This window comes from Streptomyces sp. NPDC054047 (assembly GCF_055585065.1).
Genome location: NZ_JBVJKV010000004.1, coordinates 412,646 through 425,610, shown reverse-complemented (window position 1 = coordinate 425,610; position 12,965 = coordinate 412,646). Strand labels below are relative to the sequence as shown.

Genomic DNA, 12,965 nt, shown 5'->3' with positions numbered 1-12,965 from the left:
CCCGTGGGGAGCAGCCAGCCTTTCGGGATCTGCTCCGCACTCACGATGATCCACCCCTGGACACGGCGCCGGCCCTGTACGACGGGGAGTCCGCTCCGCTGCCGGAACCGGGCAACTCAAGGACTGGGACGCCCTGTTCACCGCGGCTGCTGCGCCCCGCCTCTGCCCCGGCGACCACGCCTACCTCCAGCAGGAGCCGGCCGCACTCGTCGCCCCGCTGGTAGACGAACTACTCGGCACGCTCGGGCTCGATGAACGCGGTCAACACGTCCACAGTTGCCTCGGGCTGCTCCTCGGGAATGAAGTGTCCGGCTTGTGGGATGAGGGCGCCGGTCGCGTTCTCTGCCCACGGGCTGAGGGAGGCGGCCATGTCGGGGATCAAGCCGTGGGAGCTGGAGATTCCCAGGACCGGGGCGGTCAAGTGCCCTCGTTCGAGAGCGTCATGATTTTTGCGCGCTGATTCCGCGGCGTCGCGGTAGTAGGCGAGGGACGCCGAAAGCCCTCCCTCGGCCGCGATGGCGGCGGCGTAATGGTCGATCTCGGCGCCGTCGAAGGTGTGCGGGGACAGAGCCTTGACCTTCAAGAACCAGCCGACGTAGTCGCGCTCGCGGCCGGTGAGCAGCGTCTCGGGCAGTTCGGGCACCAGGTGGAAGGCGAAGTGCCAGGTCTTCCAGGCCCGGTCGGGGTCCGTCGGGATGGAGTCCGGGAGGGTGATTCCGGGAATGCCGGCGTCAAGGAGAGCGACGCCGTGCAGGCGCTCTTCGTACGTCAGGGCCAGCGAGAAGGCGACCCAGGCCCCGATGTCGTGGGCGACGAGCCAGTACTTCGACACGTGGAGCGCGGTCAGCGCGGCCTGGACTCGCGAAGCGACGGTGTGCGTGTCGTAGCCCTCTTGAGGGCGGTCGGAGTGGCCCTGTCCCGGCAGGTCGATGGCGATCACGTGGAATCGCTCGGCAAGGCCTGGCATCACCTTTCGCCAAGCCCACCAGGTCTGCGGGAATCCGGCGAGCAGGACGACGGTGGGACCGGCCGGCCGGCCGCCTTCCACGGCGTGCAGTCGGATTCCCTCCGCGTCGACCCAGCGGTGCGTGAAACCCGCAAGGTCGTACAGCGGCAACCCGGGGACCGGGTTCGGGGCGCAGGAGCGGTTCGGGTCCATGGCGTCGTCGGTCATGTCTTGAGCCTACTGCATCTTGAACTGATCAGTTCAAGATAGGATGGGCAGGGCCACAACGGCTGGTCCAAGAACGAGGTGCATGCGTGATGGCCGGCAAGAAGCAGTTCGACGTGGGCGTCGCGCTCGACGCGGCGATGATCCAGTTCTGGCGGGCCGGATACGCCGACACGTCTCTCGACGACCTCTCCAGGACGACCGGACTGAACCGCAGTTCCCTCTACTCCTCGTTCGGCGACAAGGACTCCCTCTACCTGCGCTGCCTGGACCGCTACGCCGCGCGGTACGGAAACAGCTACGACCAGGCACTTTCATGTGCGTCCGAGGAACCGCTCCAGGCGGTACGGGCATTCTTCGAGGTCACCCTGCGGCGCATCGCCGACCCTGACGTACCTGATGGATGCCTGATCGCCCAGACCGCGATGGCGGCACAGGTGCTCAGCCCCACCATCGCCGCACGCGCGATGGAAGCTCTGGGCCTTCAGCATGCGCGGCTGCGGACCGCCTTGGACGCCGCGCAGTTGGCCGAAGTCGATGCCGACGCCTTCGCGGTTCACCTCACGGCGGTCAACCAGTCGCTGGCCGTGATGAGCAGGGCCAGGGCGAGCCAGAAGCAGCTCCGCACGGTCATCGACATCAGCGTCAGCGCGCTCTCGCACGCCTTCCAGGCCCGGAGCTAGCCCCGCCGTTTCGCCTGAACACGGCGGCTGATGGAACGGACACGCGCAAGCACCTTCCTGCCTGGGGACGATGAACCCCGAGGGGTTCGGTCGGTCCGGGAGCAGGGCGCTTTCTCCGTCGCGCTCAGACCACTTCGGCCACGCGGGACCGGGGTCTTGGACAAATTCAGAGCCAACGACAGGCCGTCACCGCCCGCCATACCGGCGTGTTCCCAGCCCAGGGGTGACCATGGACGGATGAACACTGCAGAGCTTTTGGCGGGCGCGTTCGATCGCGTCCAGGAGGAAGTGCATGCTGCCGTCGAGGGGCTTTCACCCGAGGAGCTCGCGTTCCGTCCGGACGACAAGGCCAATTCGATCGTCTGGCTGGTGTGGCACCTCACCCGCGTCCAAGACGATCATGTCGCTGACGCGGCGGGCCGGGACCAGGTGTGGACCGCCCAGGGCTGGTCCGACCGGTTCCAACTACCCCTCGGCGAGGAGGAGACGGGATACGGGCACACGCCCAAGCAGGTGGCATCGCTCGGTGGCGTCTCCGCCGATCAGTTGCGCGGCTACTACGACGCCGTCCACGAGCAGACCCTCGCCTACGTACGCACACTCGACGACGCCGCACTCGACCGCGTCGTCGACCAACAATGGACGCCGCACGTCACCCTCGGCGTCCGGCTGATCAGCGTCATCTCGGACGATCTGCAGCACACCGGGCAGGCCGCGTATGTCCGGGGACTGCTGCAGCGCCGTTGACACACCCTCTCCCCCCGGCCGCCGCATCCTGCGCAGGCGCCGGACCACGCGTGCTGGGGCCAGGTGTGTCCACGGCACACGCCCGCCCGTTCTCGCTCGCTCGCTCGCCGTAGCTTCGTACGATGCACGGCTCCTCGGCCGGGGCAGCGGCAGAGTCTGCTCATCTGCAGCAGTCGACACCACCTCTGGGGATCACGTGGTGACCGCTTCGGTATCAAGTCCGGCCACCACGGGTGCCCGGCGCGGGTGTATCCGCCTTCGCAGAGACACCCCGCTCCGGCGCGCCGGCCGCCGTGTCCAGGCGCGCGGCAAGTGTCGCGTCGCTTGCTTAGCCGCGATCTGGGCATGTCCTGAGGGCATGTGTGCGGCACCTATGTGTGGCACCTCTGTTCGGATACCGTGTGCTGATCGAAAAGCACCTGGGGGATTGTGCCGACATCGCAACACGACCTGAGCGACCAACTGGTGGCTGCCGTATCCGCCAAAGACGCCGATACGGTCAGAGCCCTTCTGGAAGAAGGCGCCCCGCCGGACACTCCGGGCCCCGACGGCCTTCCGCTGCTCTGTGCCGCGGTGGCCGGGTTCGATGACAAGACCGCTGAGGTCTTGACGGAAGCCGGTGCGGATCCCGGCCGCGAGCTGCCGGACGGCACGACGCCCCTGCTGCGGGCCGTGGATCTTGGTTCGGATGCGCTGGTCGATGCCCTGCTCGGCAGCGATCCGCGGTTGCGGCTCGCCCCCGGCGTCTGGGAGCGCCTGCTCGACCTCGCGCGGCACTGGTGGGAGACGGGCGAGGAGGAGGAACTGCGCCGGCGAACGGGAGCCACGGGCCCGGCCATCCGCCGTCTGGTCAACGACGGCATGTACACGGACGTCGAGGAGGTCTCCCTGGGCGGACTCACCGTCCGGGCCGGCCACAGCGCCATCCTCACCTCCTTGGAGGAGCGGCTCGACATCCTGGCACCGGTGGCCGAGCTGGTGGCACGCGCCGTCCTCTACAGGGTCCCAAGCCAGTTAGACGTCAACTGGGCCAACGCCAGACATGTCCTCGGCCGACGCCAGAGCCCGCAGGACTGGTCCGAGCTGAAAGCCCTGCAGCACCACCCCGACCCCGTCCGCCGCAGCTTCCTCGCCGATGTCGTGTGGAGCCGGAACCATTCGGCGTGGTGGGACCAGCGCCAGGACACCGCGCAGGATGCTGAGTTCCTCGCGGCCTGGGCCCTCGCCGAACCCGACGGCATGGTGCTCGCCCGGGTCCTGGAGGTCTATGCCGAACATGAGCACCCCGACCACGAGTCCTTCGCTCTCCGATACGCCGACCATCCCGATGCGCGCGTGCGCAGCCAGATTGCCAACCTGATCCCACGAGAGGCCCCGCCGACCGAAGCTGCTGCCACGACCCTGCTCACCCTGTCGCACGATCCCGAACCCGATGTCCGTAGCTCCACCGCCCCAGAGCTGGCCGCCCACGCCACGCCCGCGTTCCGAGCGGCGCTGCTGACCCTCACCGGCGACCGCGACTCCACCGTCCGGGCCCAAGCCGGCATCTCATTGGTCAACTGCGACGACCGGACGCCGGCCGTCACCGACGCCCTCGTCGCCCTGCTGGACGAGGAGCACCAGCTCCTGCGTCTGGAGATCGTCTACGCCCTCGCTCGCCAGGATGATCCCCGCACCGAGCAGGCCTGGGAACGTGTCGGCGAGCTCCCTCCGGATTTCGGCTGGATCGGCCCGCACCAAGAGGACCACCGCATTCTCGCCTACTGGGCCTATCAGCAGCGCCACCGGCCAACTGACTGAGCAACAGGCAGGGAAGGTGACCGCCCATGTTGCTTCTCGCGCCGGCTGCGGGCCACCCGGACCGCCGACGAGTGAACGTCCGACGGGCCACGGCCGCGGGCATCCGGCTGAAACCCAACTGAACTGAAGGCCGCCGAACAGGAGCTTTCACCTGCCATGGTCGTCGGCGACCGGTACGACCGCGTCGGCATCGGCACCGTAGAACGCTGATGTTCCTGGCGAGGTCCCGGGTGTACTGGCGTGGACGGGTGCCAGGTGCATCGCCGTTTGACCGCGGATGTGATCGCTGAAGTCAGCGCCGAGATCGGCCCGTTGTGGGCTGCTCCAGGGCGTCGCCGATGAGGCGGACTCCTCGGGACAGGCGGCCCAGTTGCTGGAGTTCAGCGGCGTACATCCTGATGGAGTTCTCGATCACGGACGCGGACACGCCCATCGCCGGCAGTTCCGCCCGGCTGGTCTCCAGGGCGATCCGCACCGTCCGTACCTCGTGCTGCAGTTGGAGCTGTGCGTGCCGGACGAGCAGTGCGGGATGGCGGGACAGCGTCGGATAGGTGCCGTACCGGGCCGGGAGCAGGTCCCGCAGCCAGCGCATCGCCGTGCGTTCCCAGTCCTGGGTGCCGGGCGGGTTGACCTGGCAGGGCCAGTCGGGGCTGAGCGTGATGGAGGCAGTCTGGCGCATTCTCGTCGCTTCCGAGTGGTGTCGAACTCTGATCGAGACGTTGTTGCGGCGGCCTCGGCCCAGGGGTTGACCGAGGCCGCCTTGAGCGCTCCGGTGTGATCCGAAAGCCGGGACCGGGCACGGGCGGGACGTGAGGAGGAGACGTCACACCGCGTGTCTGCTTCCGGGAGGGCTTGGGGTCGCTCTCCCTGGCGTCTGGTGGATCCGGGGCGCCGGGCAAGTAAACATATATACCGTTGAGTAAGCAAGGGAATGAAAAATTACATGCGGAGGGAAGGGTGAAATGCCCAGCGCAAGACAGGGGGCCGCGAGCCGAGTGGGGGGATCGGCCTACAGGAAGAAACCGTGCTGGTCGGCGACCTGCTCGTAGCCTTCGAGGCGTGCCTGCGTCCGCTCAGGATCCGCGTCGGCCATCGCCTGCAGCAGGGCCGCGGACAGCATGCCGGGCGCCGCGTAAGAGTCGAAGACGAGCCGGGACCCGGTGCCCGCGGTCAGAGTCACGTCCGCCGCGTCCGCCAGCGGCCCCAGGGTGGAATCGGTGATCAGCGCGGTACGGAGCCCCACGCTCCGCGCGGCCCGGAGCGCGCCCAGGGTCTCCTTGGCGTGCCGGGGCATGGCATAGGCCAGCATCCAGGTTCCGCCCGCCTCCCGGGACTGCAGCAGGGCGTCATAGGCCACGCTGCCGCCACGGGTCACCAGGCGCACGTCGGGGTGGATGCGCCGGGCCGCGTAGGCGAAGTACTCCGCCAGCGACACCGAGATTCGCAGGCCGAGCACGGTCAACGGCACGGAACCGGCCAGCTCGCGCCCGATGTCCAGCGTCTGGTCGGTGTCGGCGAGCAGGCGACGTAGGTTCTGCAGGTTCTCGATCTCGGCGTCCACGGCCGCCTGCAGCGCGTTGTGCCGGAACTGTTCGCTGCCCCCCGGGGAGCCCGCGACCGCGCTCAGGGCGATCGGCTGGAGCGCGTCCCGCAGGGCGGGATAACCGCTGAACCCGAGGGAGACGGCGAAGCGGGTCACGGACGGCTGGCTGACACCGACCCGTTCCGCCAGCTCGGTGATCGAGAGGAACGCGGCTTCGGTGAGGTGATCGATCAGGTACTGGGCGATGCGCCGCTTCCCCGGGGACAGCCGATGGCCGTCGAACAGCGCACGGACCCGCTCACCGGGGGCGCGCTCATGGTCCGGCGACTTCCCGCCCGGCGTGATGGCGGCCGCCTGGGCGCGTGCCTGCTGCCCGGATGACACCGACGGGCCTCCCTCTTATGTCACTCGGCACCCAACATAGCTCACACCCTGTGCCCGCCCCGTCAGCCGCCCACCGCCGCCTGTGTCGGTGCGACGGACCGGACAGCGGCGGGTGGAGGCGGGCGAAAGCCTCCCGGCGCTCGTACGGCAAGTGCGGGGCGGTGGCCGGGCAGTGGCCGGGCAGTGGCCGGGCTCGGCTCACTGGCCGCACGGCGCGCGGCACAAACGACTGCCCCGCTCGACGGGTGGGCCGTGCCCGCGCTCATGTCCTCGCGACCCGCCGCGGTTGCCGGGAACTCACCGACGGCGAGCCCAGCCCCCGTCATGGAGAGCACCGCGGCGGCATGGGCATCCCCGTGCGTGTCCCCTCCTTGGGTGGACATGCACCGGCTTTCGGGTGGGGATCAGTTCGGACGGCTACTGAAGGCGGTCCGCGACCGCACGGTTGCCGCGTCCTCGCGCAACTACCGCTTCTCCGCGGACGACTGGCCGCAGGACCTCGGCTCCGCCGAACCGCAGCCGTGTTCACCCCGTGAGGCGGCGTTCACCCCGTGAGGGCGCGCGCTGGGCGAGCTCGCCGCCCGGCCTCGCGTAGAGCACTCGCGTAGAGCGGGTTGCCCCGTTCACTGACCGGCTGCGCCGGCGTTCCATTCCCTGGCGTGGTCGTAGGCGCCCTTCTTGCCGGTCGTGCCAACTACGTCCTGGGCTGCGGCCCGAGGCCCGGAGCCAGTTGTTTTGATGACGCGGAACGCTTTTGCTCAGGGGGGCCTCTCACTACCTGTACATCTGTACCCCCTGAGAGGAGTTGTTCTGCATGGTGCGTCGCTTTCGTGTCCTGCTGCTGACCGCCCTGGCGCTGGTCGTGGGCTCGGTGATGTCATCCACTCCGGCCTTCGCCGTCATCGGCGGATCAAAGAGCACCTACGGCCCGTGGGCGGTACGCATGCTCGTTGACGGCAAACCGGCGTGCACCGGGACAGCGGTCTCCCGCCAGTGGATCCTCACCGCCTCACACTGCTTCTACGAGCAGGCACTGCCGGTCGCCGACAAGCGGATCTCTTTCCGGGTGGGCCATCTCGACATGCGACGAGGCACTACGGTCCGCCCCATTCCCCGCAAGCGCGTGGGCAGCGCGCACGCCGACATGATGCTCGTCAAGGTCCCGCCGATGAACGTCCGTACGGCGCGCCTCGCCACGGTCGGCGTCCACCGCGGCCAGGCCGTACGGCAGTACGGATGGGGTGCCACCTGCACCACCGACGAGAGCGCCTGCCAGTCTCCCGTCCTCAAGCAGTCGGACCTGAAGGTCGTACGGCCGGACGACCCCCGGTGCGCGGGCCACACCGCCCCGGGCGGCCCCGACTTCTGTATGAAGAAGGTGTCCGGGATTCCCGCCGGGGGCGACTCCGGAGGCCCGGTGATGACCGTCGGTCCGCGTGGCACCGAAACCCTCATCGGTGTCTTCAACGGCTCCGACCGGGAGAAGGGCGCCCAGGCCGGGGAAGTGTCCCAGCAACTCTCCTGGATTCGCTCCGTCATCCGACGATAGCGTCGGCGCGGCGTACTGCGCCGCGCCGTCCTGGAGGCCTTCGTCCCCGACCTGCGCCCCGGCCGCCAGTTCCGCCAGGGGGGCCGGGGTTACGGCCCCATCCCCGTTTTCGTAGCCCCTCAACCTCAGCCGAGAGCCGCCGCCAAGCCGCTTGTTCCCAGGCACCGAGCACGAGGACGATCCCGCCGCCGCCTCCTCCGCGCTACTCGATAGCGCTCACATACGTCCAGCAGAACCGCACAAGCTCAACCTGGCGTACGGAGCACTTCTGCTACCAGGAGGATGGGGGCGCTGTGCGGGTCACTACGGCAGGCAGGCGACCGTTCTCGATGGTCTGCTGCGGCAGGGACAGTGCGAAGTGCTCACCGATGACTGCCAGCACCTGGCGCTGTTGTGCGTGTGCCGACAGTTCCTCGTCCGCACCCAGCATGTCGTCGATGGAGTCTCGTGGCGCGATGACTCCGGCGGCTTCGAGGCCGGGGCGCAGCAGATCGGGCCGGGCTCCGACCGGGTCATAGCCGGCGCCCAGCTCAAAGTGAAGCTGTACCTCGCCGTTGGCGTGATAGCTGAAGAAGGCGGGCGGGTCGTCCGGGCGCGGATCGAAGATCAGTACCTCGGCGCCACGGGACACGGCCGGGTCCAGAGCCCAGCCTTCGCTGCCTCCGCTCTCCACGACGAACGACCAGTCGCCGGCCTGACCGATGCGCCCCACGCAGTAGACCTGGGCCATGTCGACCAGGCTGGATGCTTCCTGGAAGGGTGACAGCCGATCGGACCTCTACGGGCTCGTGATCGGCCATGCGCTCAGCCAGGTGCCGCGGACCGAGGCCACGGGCACAAGTGATGTACAGGCCCCTGGCGTTCCATGCATCGGCGATCCACTCAATGCTGTCGGGCACGGCCACTTTCTCTCTTTCGGGGAGGCGCGTCCGGCGGGGGGGCACAACGTCCGCATATCCCTGGTCTATGAGGTGGAGGTCCTTGCGGCAGGCGCGCAGCAGACCGGTAGCGTGAAGACTGCCGACGAGGACCAGTGCCGCTACGTAGGTTCATACACCAAGCTGCAGTAAACCCGCAGTTCATCCAACGCTGTCTCCGGCCCGGGCGGGCCGGGACAGCGTCTTCATGCTTCCTGAAAGGGGCTTTGTGGCCAGTCCTGAAAGCGAATTCCTCACCCGCGCCTCCGAGGCCGCCTTCGACCTGGCACAGGAGGGCTTCCGAGTTTCGGCCATCGCGGTGCAGCCCCGCCAGGTGACCTTCACCGCGACGGACGGCCCGGTGGACCCACCCGCATACGCCGAGGGGGAACCGCCCGTGCCCGGGCGCGCGGGACGGCGAGAGCACGACTGGCAACCCGCTGCGCACGCGCCTTCATGGATGAACATGGCCTGGCTGCTGGAGGACATGGCGACCTGGATCACGCCTCTCGCCGAGGACCACATCCTGACGATCGGCTTCCAATCCACGAGCCAGGACTGGTGTGACGTACTGCTCCTGGACGGCGAGGCCCCCTATCGAGTGCGCATCGGCCTTGCACACCGGCATGAACTGCTGGACTTCCCCGGAATGTACCTGCGCGACCTGTTCGCCGAAGGACGCCAGCACAACTACCTCTCCCCCGAAGTCCAGCAGCACGAGCAAGTAGTGGATCTGCGGAACATCTTGTGAAGCACCTCAGAACGTTGCCTGCCCGGCTGCCCCGAAGAGTTGTCCCGTAAAGCCACGTAGGAAGGAGGGTGCAGGCTGACATGTGGGCGGGCGGCAGAGCTGTCGCGATTGAAGGCGGCGCTCTACGGCAGCATCACCCACGTGTAGAGAGCCCCGGCCAATGCGACAACGATGCTCACGGCTGAGAGCCAATGCCCTTGGTCCCACCCCAGGAAACGCGGGTCAGAGGGGCACGTATCGTCCTCACGCTGTTGCAGACGCATTGCCTCCATGTCGAGTGCGTCAGCAAGGCGGCTCTGCAACTCGGCAACGGCCCTAGCGGCAAGTTCTGCTGACGCCCTCAGCCGCGATGACTCCAAGTGAAGAGCTACCACGCTGAGCGCCGCCAACACAGCGAAGCAGCCGCCAATGCCGTAGAGCCTCGCCTGCAGCGTGACGCCGTAGGCCGTACCCAGTATCGCCAGCCACACGACGAGAATCTGCATCAGATAGTGAGCTCGACCCCGTCGGTTCTCGTACCAGCGCCAGGCGTGATCCAGCGCAACCGCCAGTGTTTCCCGTTCCCCCTCGGTCACCAATCCACCCTCGCAGAGGGAGTGGGAGCCGTCCAGAATCAGCCGCGCAGTCCTGGGCCGAACCGGGACCCATTCACTGGACAGAATTTAACGCCTGTTGCACAAGGCTGTGTTCGGGCAGGTCAGGGTGAGTGAGCGCGGTCTTCTGGTCATGATGCGAGCGCGAGGTTGTGCATGTGGGCGACGGCTTGGGCGGCGTGGTGAAGGCCGTCGCCGTGTTGTGGGCAGTCGCGGAGGATCTTGTAGTTCTTCGTCCTGCCGATCACATGCTCCACCCGAGCGCGGACCGCGCGGGTGCGTAGCGTTGTCGTCCCTTTCGCCCGGCAGCAGGTCCCGTCGGGGGCGTATGCGGTGCGGCACGACCATCGCGCAGTTGAGGTAGGCGCCGTCGCCCAGGAGGGTCACGCGTCGGCAGTACTCGGTCAGGCCGGAGGCGCGCCAGGCGTGCGCGTCCGCGGTGGTGCGCGGCACCGGCCGGGCGGCGGCGATCACGAGGCGGGCCCCCGCAAGGTTCCGTTGCCGCTCCGGTCCCGGGCCGGCTTCAGCAGCCGCCCGAACTGCTCTACCGACAGCCGGTGAACCTCTCCACCCACACCTGTTCGGCCTCAACGCCCCAGCCAGGCAGCGGATATGGCCGGTTCACGGTCGGGTGCAGCGGCACACGCCTTTGCGGAGATCGTCGGGCCTTGGCAGTCGCCCGTGTCCGCGGGTCTAGTGCGGGTCCCAGTTGCCGTTGGTGGTGACGTCCCCTGTGGTGGAGGACACCTGGAATCCGTCCGGCACTGACTGGGCGCAGCCGCCGGAGCACTGCACAGTTAGTTCGTTCGCCTGGGCGCTTGCGGCCGGAGCGGCCAGCAAGGCCACGGCGAATCCACCCACGGCGAGCAGGCCTGTGGTCCAACGAGTCATCCGCTTCATCTCATCTCCCCTTGGTGAACGTGCGATGAGTACACCGTGGCACGCGACGTCTGCCGACGGCGAACCTTTCCGCTCTGGCTCAAAGTTCGTGTCGTTCGGCATCACGTCCAACGAGCCCATGGCTCAGGGGCAGGCAGGCAGCAGGTAGTCGATTGACGACCCGGCCATGCGCTGCTGCCGCACGAGCGCCGTCTGGGCTCTGTAGCTGGCCGGTGCACCGCCGAGCAGCACGCCCGTGCTGCTGACACGCAAGACGTCCAGACGCTTCCAGCCTGCCCCCGCCAGCAGTTGGAAGAGGGAGCGGGCGAAGTGCGCCTCGTATGCCGCGTGGGGCGGATCAGACATGGCCAGCGGTTGTCGGGACGACAGTGACCGCCGGGGACGGAGCCTCCTCGGCTGACCCGCTCCTCACGGCTGGGCGACACCGCGTACCCGTGCGCCGTCCTCGTCCGCGTCGGCGCGGTAGGGATGGGGCAGGGTGAACACCACCTCGTAGCCCTTGGGTTGGCGGGGGCCTGCGTGGAATTCGCCGTCGTACAGACGGACGCGTTCGCGCATGCCCTGCAGCCCCCGCCCACCCGAGCGCACAATCGAGCGCACGCCCGTGAGCTCCTCGTGCCCGGATGCGGGAGCGCCTTCGCGGGGGCCGCCCTCGTCGCGGACGGCGACGGCGAGACCGGCGGGCCCGTGGTCGATCGACAGGGCGACACAGGTGCCGTACCCGGCGTGCCGCAGCACGTTGGTCAGGGCCTCCTGGACGATCCGGTAGGCGCACAGGTCGGCGTGTGGCATGAGGGGGCGCGGAGCGCCGGTGACAGTCGTCGTGACGCTGAGGCCGACGGCGTCCAACGAGGCGGCCAGCGCTTCGACGTCCTGCAGGCCCACGGTGCGACCGTCCTGCGCCTCCCCCGGAACATCAGCGTCGTCCGGTGGCACGCGGAGTACGCGCAGCAGGTCGCGCATGTCGGCCAGGGCACGGTGGGTGGAGGCCTCGATGGTGCTCAGCGCGTCGCGGGTCTGCCGGGGGTTCTTGTCGCATACGAGGCGGGCGAGTCCGCTGTGCAGGGACACGACCGACAGATGATGGGTCACGACATCATGGAGCTCCCGGGCGAGACGGAGTCTCTCCTCCGCCACAGCCTGGCGTGCCAAAACTCCTTCTTGCTGTCGCAGTCGCTCGGTGAGCCGGGCGAGGTGCCGGTTGCTCTGCCGCAGACGGCGCTGGTTGTAGCCGATGCCCCAGACGATGGTGACGAACGCCAAGGTCTCCACGACGGCCAGCCACATGGACGACGTGCCCGCGCTGAGGGCGTGGTGGATCCATACGGCGGTGGCGAGGGCCGCGCCGGGCGCCGCCTTGCGGGGCGGGTACACGGAGGCGACGGTGAGGAAGGCCAGCATCGGCGACCAGACGTTGACGGTCGGCTGGTATCCGGCGGCCGTGTAAGCGGCCAGGGCGGCGCTGGTGACCAGCAGGACCGTCCACGGCATCCGGCGGCGCAGCGCCAAGGGCAGATTGACGGCCACGGTGAGCACGACGGCCGCGGAGTCGAAGTCCGGCCACCGCGGCGTGTGGTGGGTCACCGCGTATACCAGCGTGATGGCCAGGACAGCCACGGCGATGCCCAGATCGACGGCGTACTGCCGAACTCGTTCCTTCCCCGCCCGCATTGCTGCAGGTTAAACGAACCGCGCCCTCACAGCCCTTGATTCGGCAGGACCTGGTGCGGGTGGGACGGAGCAGCAGCCCTGCGCCGCAACCGGTGAAACGTGTTCCGGGTCAGCTGCGCCCCAGGGCCCCTCGCAGGCGGCGCGTTCCTGCGACCGCCGCCATGGGCATGACCGCGGCTGGTTGCCGCGGCCACACCTGCGATGAGCCCTGTGGTGCCGGTGGTGGTTCCTGTTCTCGTCGGCGGTCGTGGGACGA

General features: G+C 68.5%; 15 protein-coding genes and 1 pseudogene. 7 read left to right on the top strand and 9 right to left on the bottom strand.

What is annotated here, in order from left to right; genetic code table 11:
- Positions 1 to 229: 229 nt before the first annotated feature.
- Positions 230 to 1,174, bottom strand: coding sequence for an alpha/beta fold hydrolase (locus ACZ6ZP_RS18725; RefSeq protein ID WP_469407540.1), 945 nt, complete (start codon positions 1,172 to 1,174; stop codon positions 230 to 232).
- A gap of 89 nt (positions 1,175 to 1,263) precedes the next feature.
- On the opposite strand from ACZ6ZP_RS18725, the gene ACZ6ZP_RS18720 reads away from it, so the two are divergent.
- From ACZ6ZP_RS18720 to ACZ6ZP_RS18710, 3 genes are all read left to right on the top strand, one after another.
- A complete protein-coding gene (locus ACZ6ZP_RS18720; protein ID WP_361472385.1) occupies positions 1,264 to 1,854 on the top strand; it encodes a TetR/AcrR family transcriptional regulator in 591 nt (196 codons plus the stop codon).
- A 237-nt stretch (positions 1,855 to 2,091) separates the two neighbouring features.
- The gene (locus ACZ6ZP_RS18715; protein WP_361472388.1) at positions 2,092 to 2,601 is read left to right on the top strand and encodes a mycothiol transferase; all 510 of its coding nucleotides are present in this window, start codon (positions 2,092 to 2,094) and stop codon (positions 2,599 to 2,601) included.
- 465 nt (positions 2,602 to 3,066) lie between these two features.
- Positions 3,067 to 4,401 carry a HEAT repeat domain-containing protein gene (locus ACZ6ZP_RS18710; RefSeq protein ID WP_469407538.1) on the top strand — a complete coding sequence of 445 codons (1,335 nt, stop codon included), beginning with the start codon at positions 3,067 to 3,069 and terminating at the stop codon, positions 4,399 to 4,401.
- A gap of 292 nt (positions 4,402 to 4,693) precedes the next feature.
- Here the strand turns inward: ACZ6ZP_RS18710 and ACZ6ZP_RS18705 are convergent, their stop codons facing one another.
- Complete coding sequence (locus tag ACZ6ZP_RS18705; RefSeq protein ID WP_351167706.1) at positions 4,694 to 5,080, bottom strand: hypothetical protein; 387 nt, start codon at positions 5,078 to 5,080, stop codon at positions 4,694 to 4,696.
- Positions 5,081 to 5,410: 330 nt separating this feature from the next.
- Positions 5,411 to 6,328, bottom strand: a complete 918-nt coding sequence (locus tag ACZ6ZP_RS18700) for a MurR/RpiR family transcriptional regulator (RefSeq protein ID WP_366464149.1) — start codon at positions 6,326 to 6,328, stop codon at positions 5,411 to 5,413.
- Between the two features lie 375 nt (positions 6,329 to 6,703).
- Between ACZ6ZP_RS18700 and ACZ6ZP_RS18695 the strand changes: the two genes are divergently transcribed.
- Together ACZ6ZP_RS18695 and ACZ6ZP_RS18690 are read left to right on the top strand one after the other, a co-directional pair.
- Entirely contained in the window at positions 6,704 to 6,883 is a 180-nt protein-coding gene (locus tag ACZ6ZP_RS18695) for a hypothetical protein (RefSeq protein ID WP_384311867.1), read from the top strand.
- 259 nt (positions 6,884 to 7,142) lie between these two features.
- Positions 7,143 to 7,877: a S1 family peptidase gene (locus tag ACZ6ZP_RS18690; protein ID WP_351167710.1), complete on the top strand. Its 735-nt coding sequence runs from the start codon at positions 7,143 to 7,145 to the stop codon at positions 7,875 to 7,877.
- A 271-nt stretch (positions 7,878 to 8,148) separates the two neighbouring features.
- Here the strand turns inward: ACZ6ZP_RS18690 and ACZ6ZP_RS18685 are convergent, their stop codons facing one another.
- Complete coding sequence (locus tag ACZ6ZP_RS18685) at positions 8,149 to 8,607, bottom strand: DUF6461 domain-containing protein (RefSeq protein WP_469407535.1); 459 nt, start codon at positions 8,605 to 8,607, stop codon at positions 8,149 to 8,151.
- Between ACZ6ZP_RS18685 and ACZ6ZP_RS18680 the strand changes: the two genes are divergently transcribed.
- Positions 8,606 to 8,947 carry a hypothetical protein gene (locus tag ACZ6ZP_RS18680; protein ID WP_469407534.1) on the top strand — a complete coding sequence of 114 codons (342 nt, stop codon included), beginning with the start codon at positions 8,606 to 8,608 and terminating at the stop codon, positions 8,945 to 8,947. The genes ACZ6ZP_RS18685 and ACZ6ZP_RS18680 overlap by 2 nt on opposite strands.
- Before the next feature lie 76 nt (positions 8,948 to 9,023).
- A complete protein-coding gene (locus tag ACZ6ZP_RS18675; RefSeq protein WP_469407533.1) occupies positions 9,024 to 9,545 on the top strand; it encodes a hypothetical protein in 522 nt (173 codons plus the stop codon).
- Between the two features lie 122 nt (positions 9,546 to 9,667).
- On the opposite strand, the gene ACZ6ZP_RS18670 is transcribed toward ACZ6ZP_RS18675, so the two are convergent.
- The 5 genes and pseudogenes from ACZ6ZP_RS18670 to ACZ6ZP_RS18650 all read right to left on the bottom strand — a co-directional run bounded on the left by ACZ6ZP_RS18670 (position 9,668) and on the right by ACZ6ZP_RS18650 (position 12,709).
- On the bottom strand, positions 9,668 to 10,120 hold the full coding sequence (locus tag ACZ6ZP_RS18670; RefSeq protein ID WP_351167716.1) for a hypothetical protein: 453 nt from the start codon (positions 10,118 to 10,120) through the stop codon (positions 9,668 to 9,670).
- Positions 10,121 to 10,269: 149 nt separating this feature from the next.
- Positions 10,270 to 10,627, bottom strand: a pseudogene (locus tag ACZ6ZP_RS18665) (transposase family protein); the annotation flags it as partial.
- 204 nt (positions 10,628 to 10,831) lie between these two features.
- Entirely contained in the window at positions 10,832 to 11,038 is a 207-nt protein-coding gene (locus ACZ6ZP_RS18660; protein ID WP_469407532.1) for a hypothetical protein, read from the bottom strand.
- 123 nt (positions 11,039 to 11,161) lie between these two features.
- Positions 11,162 to 11,383 carry a hypothetical protein gene (locus tag ACZ6ZP_RS18655; RefSeq protein WP_469407531.1) on the bottom strand — a complete coding sequence of 74 codons (222 nt, stop codon included), beginning with the start codon at positions 11,381 to 11,383 and terminating at the stop codon, positions 11,162 to 11,164.
- A 63-nt stretch (positions 11,384 to 11,446) separates the two neighbouring features.
- Entirely contained in the window at positions 11,447 to 12,709 is a 1,263-nt protein-coding gene (locus ACZ6ZP_RS18650) for a sensor histidine kinase (RefSeq protein ID WP_469407529.1), read from the bottom strand.
- Positions 12,710 to 12,965: the final 256 nt, after the last annotated feature.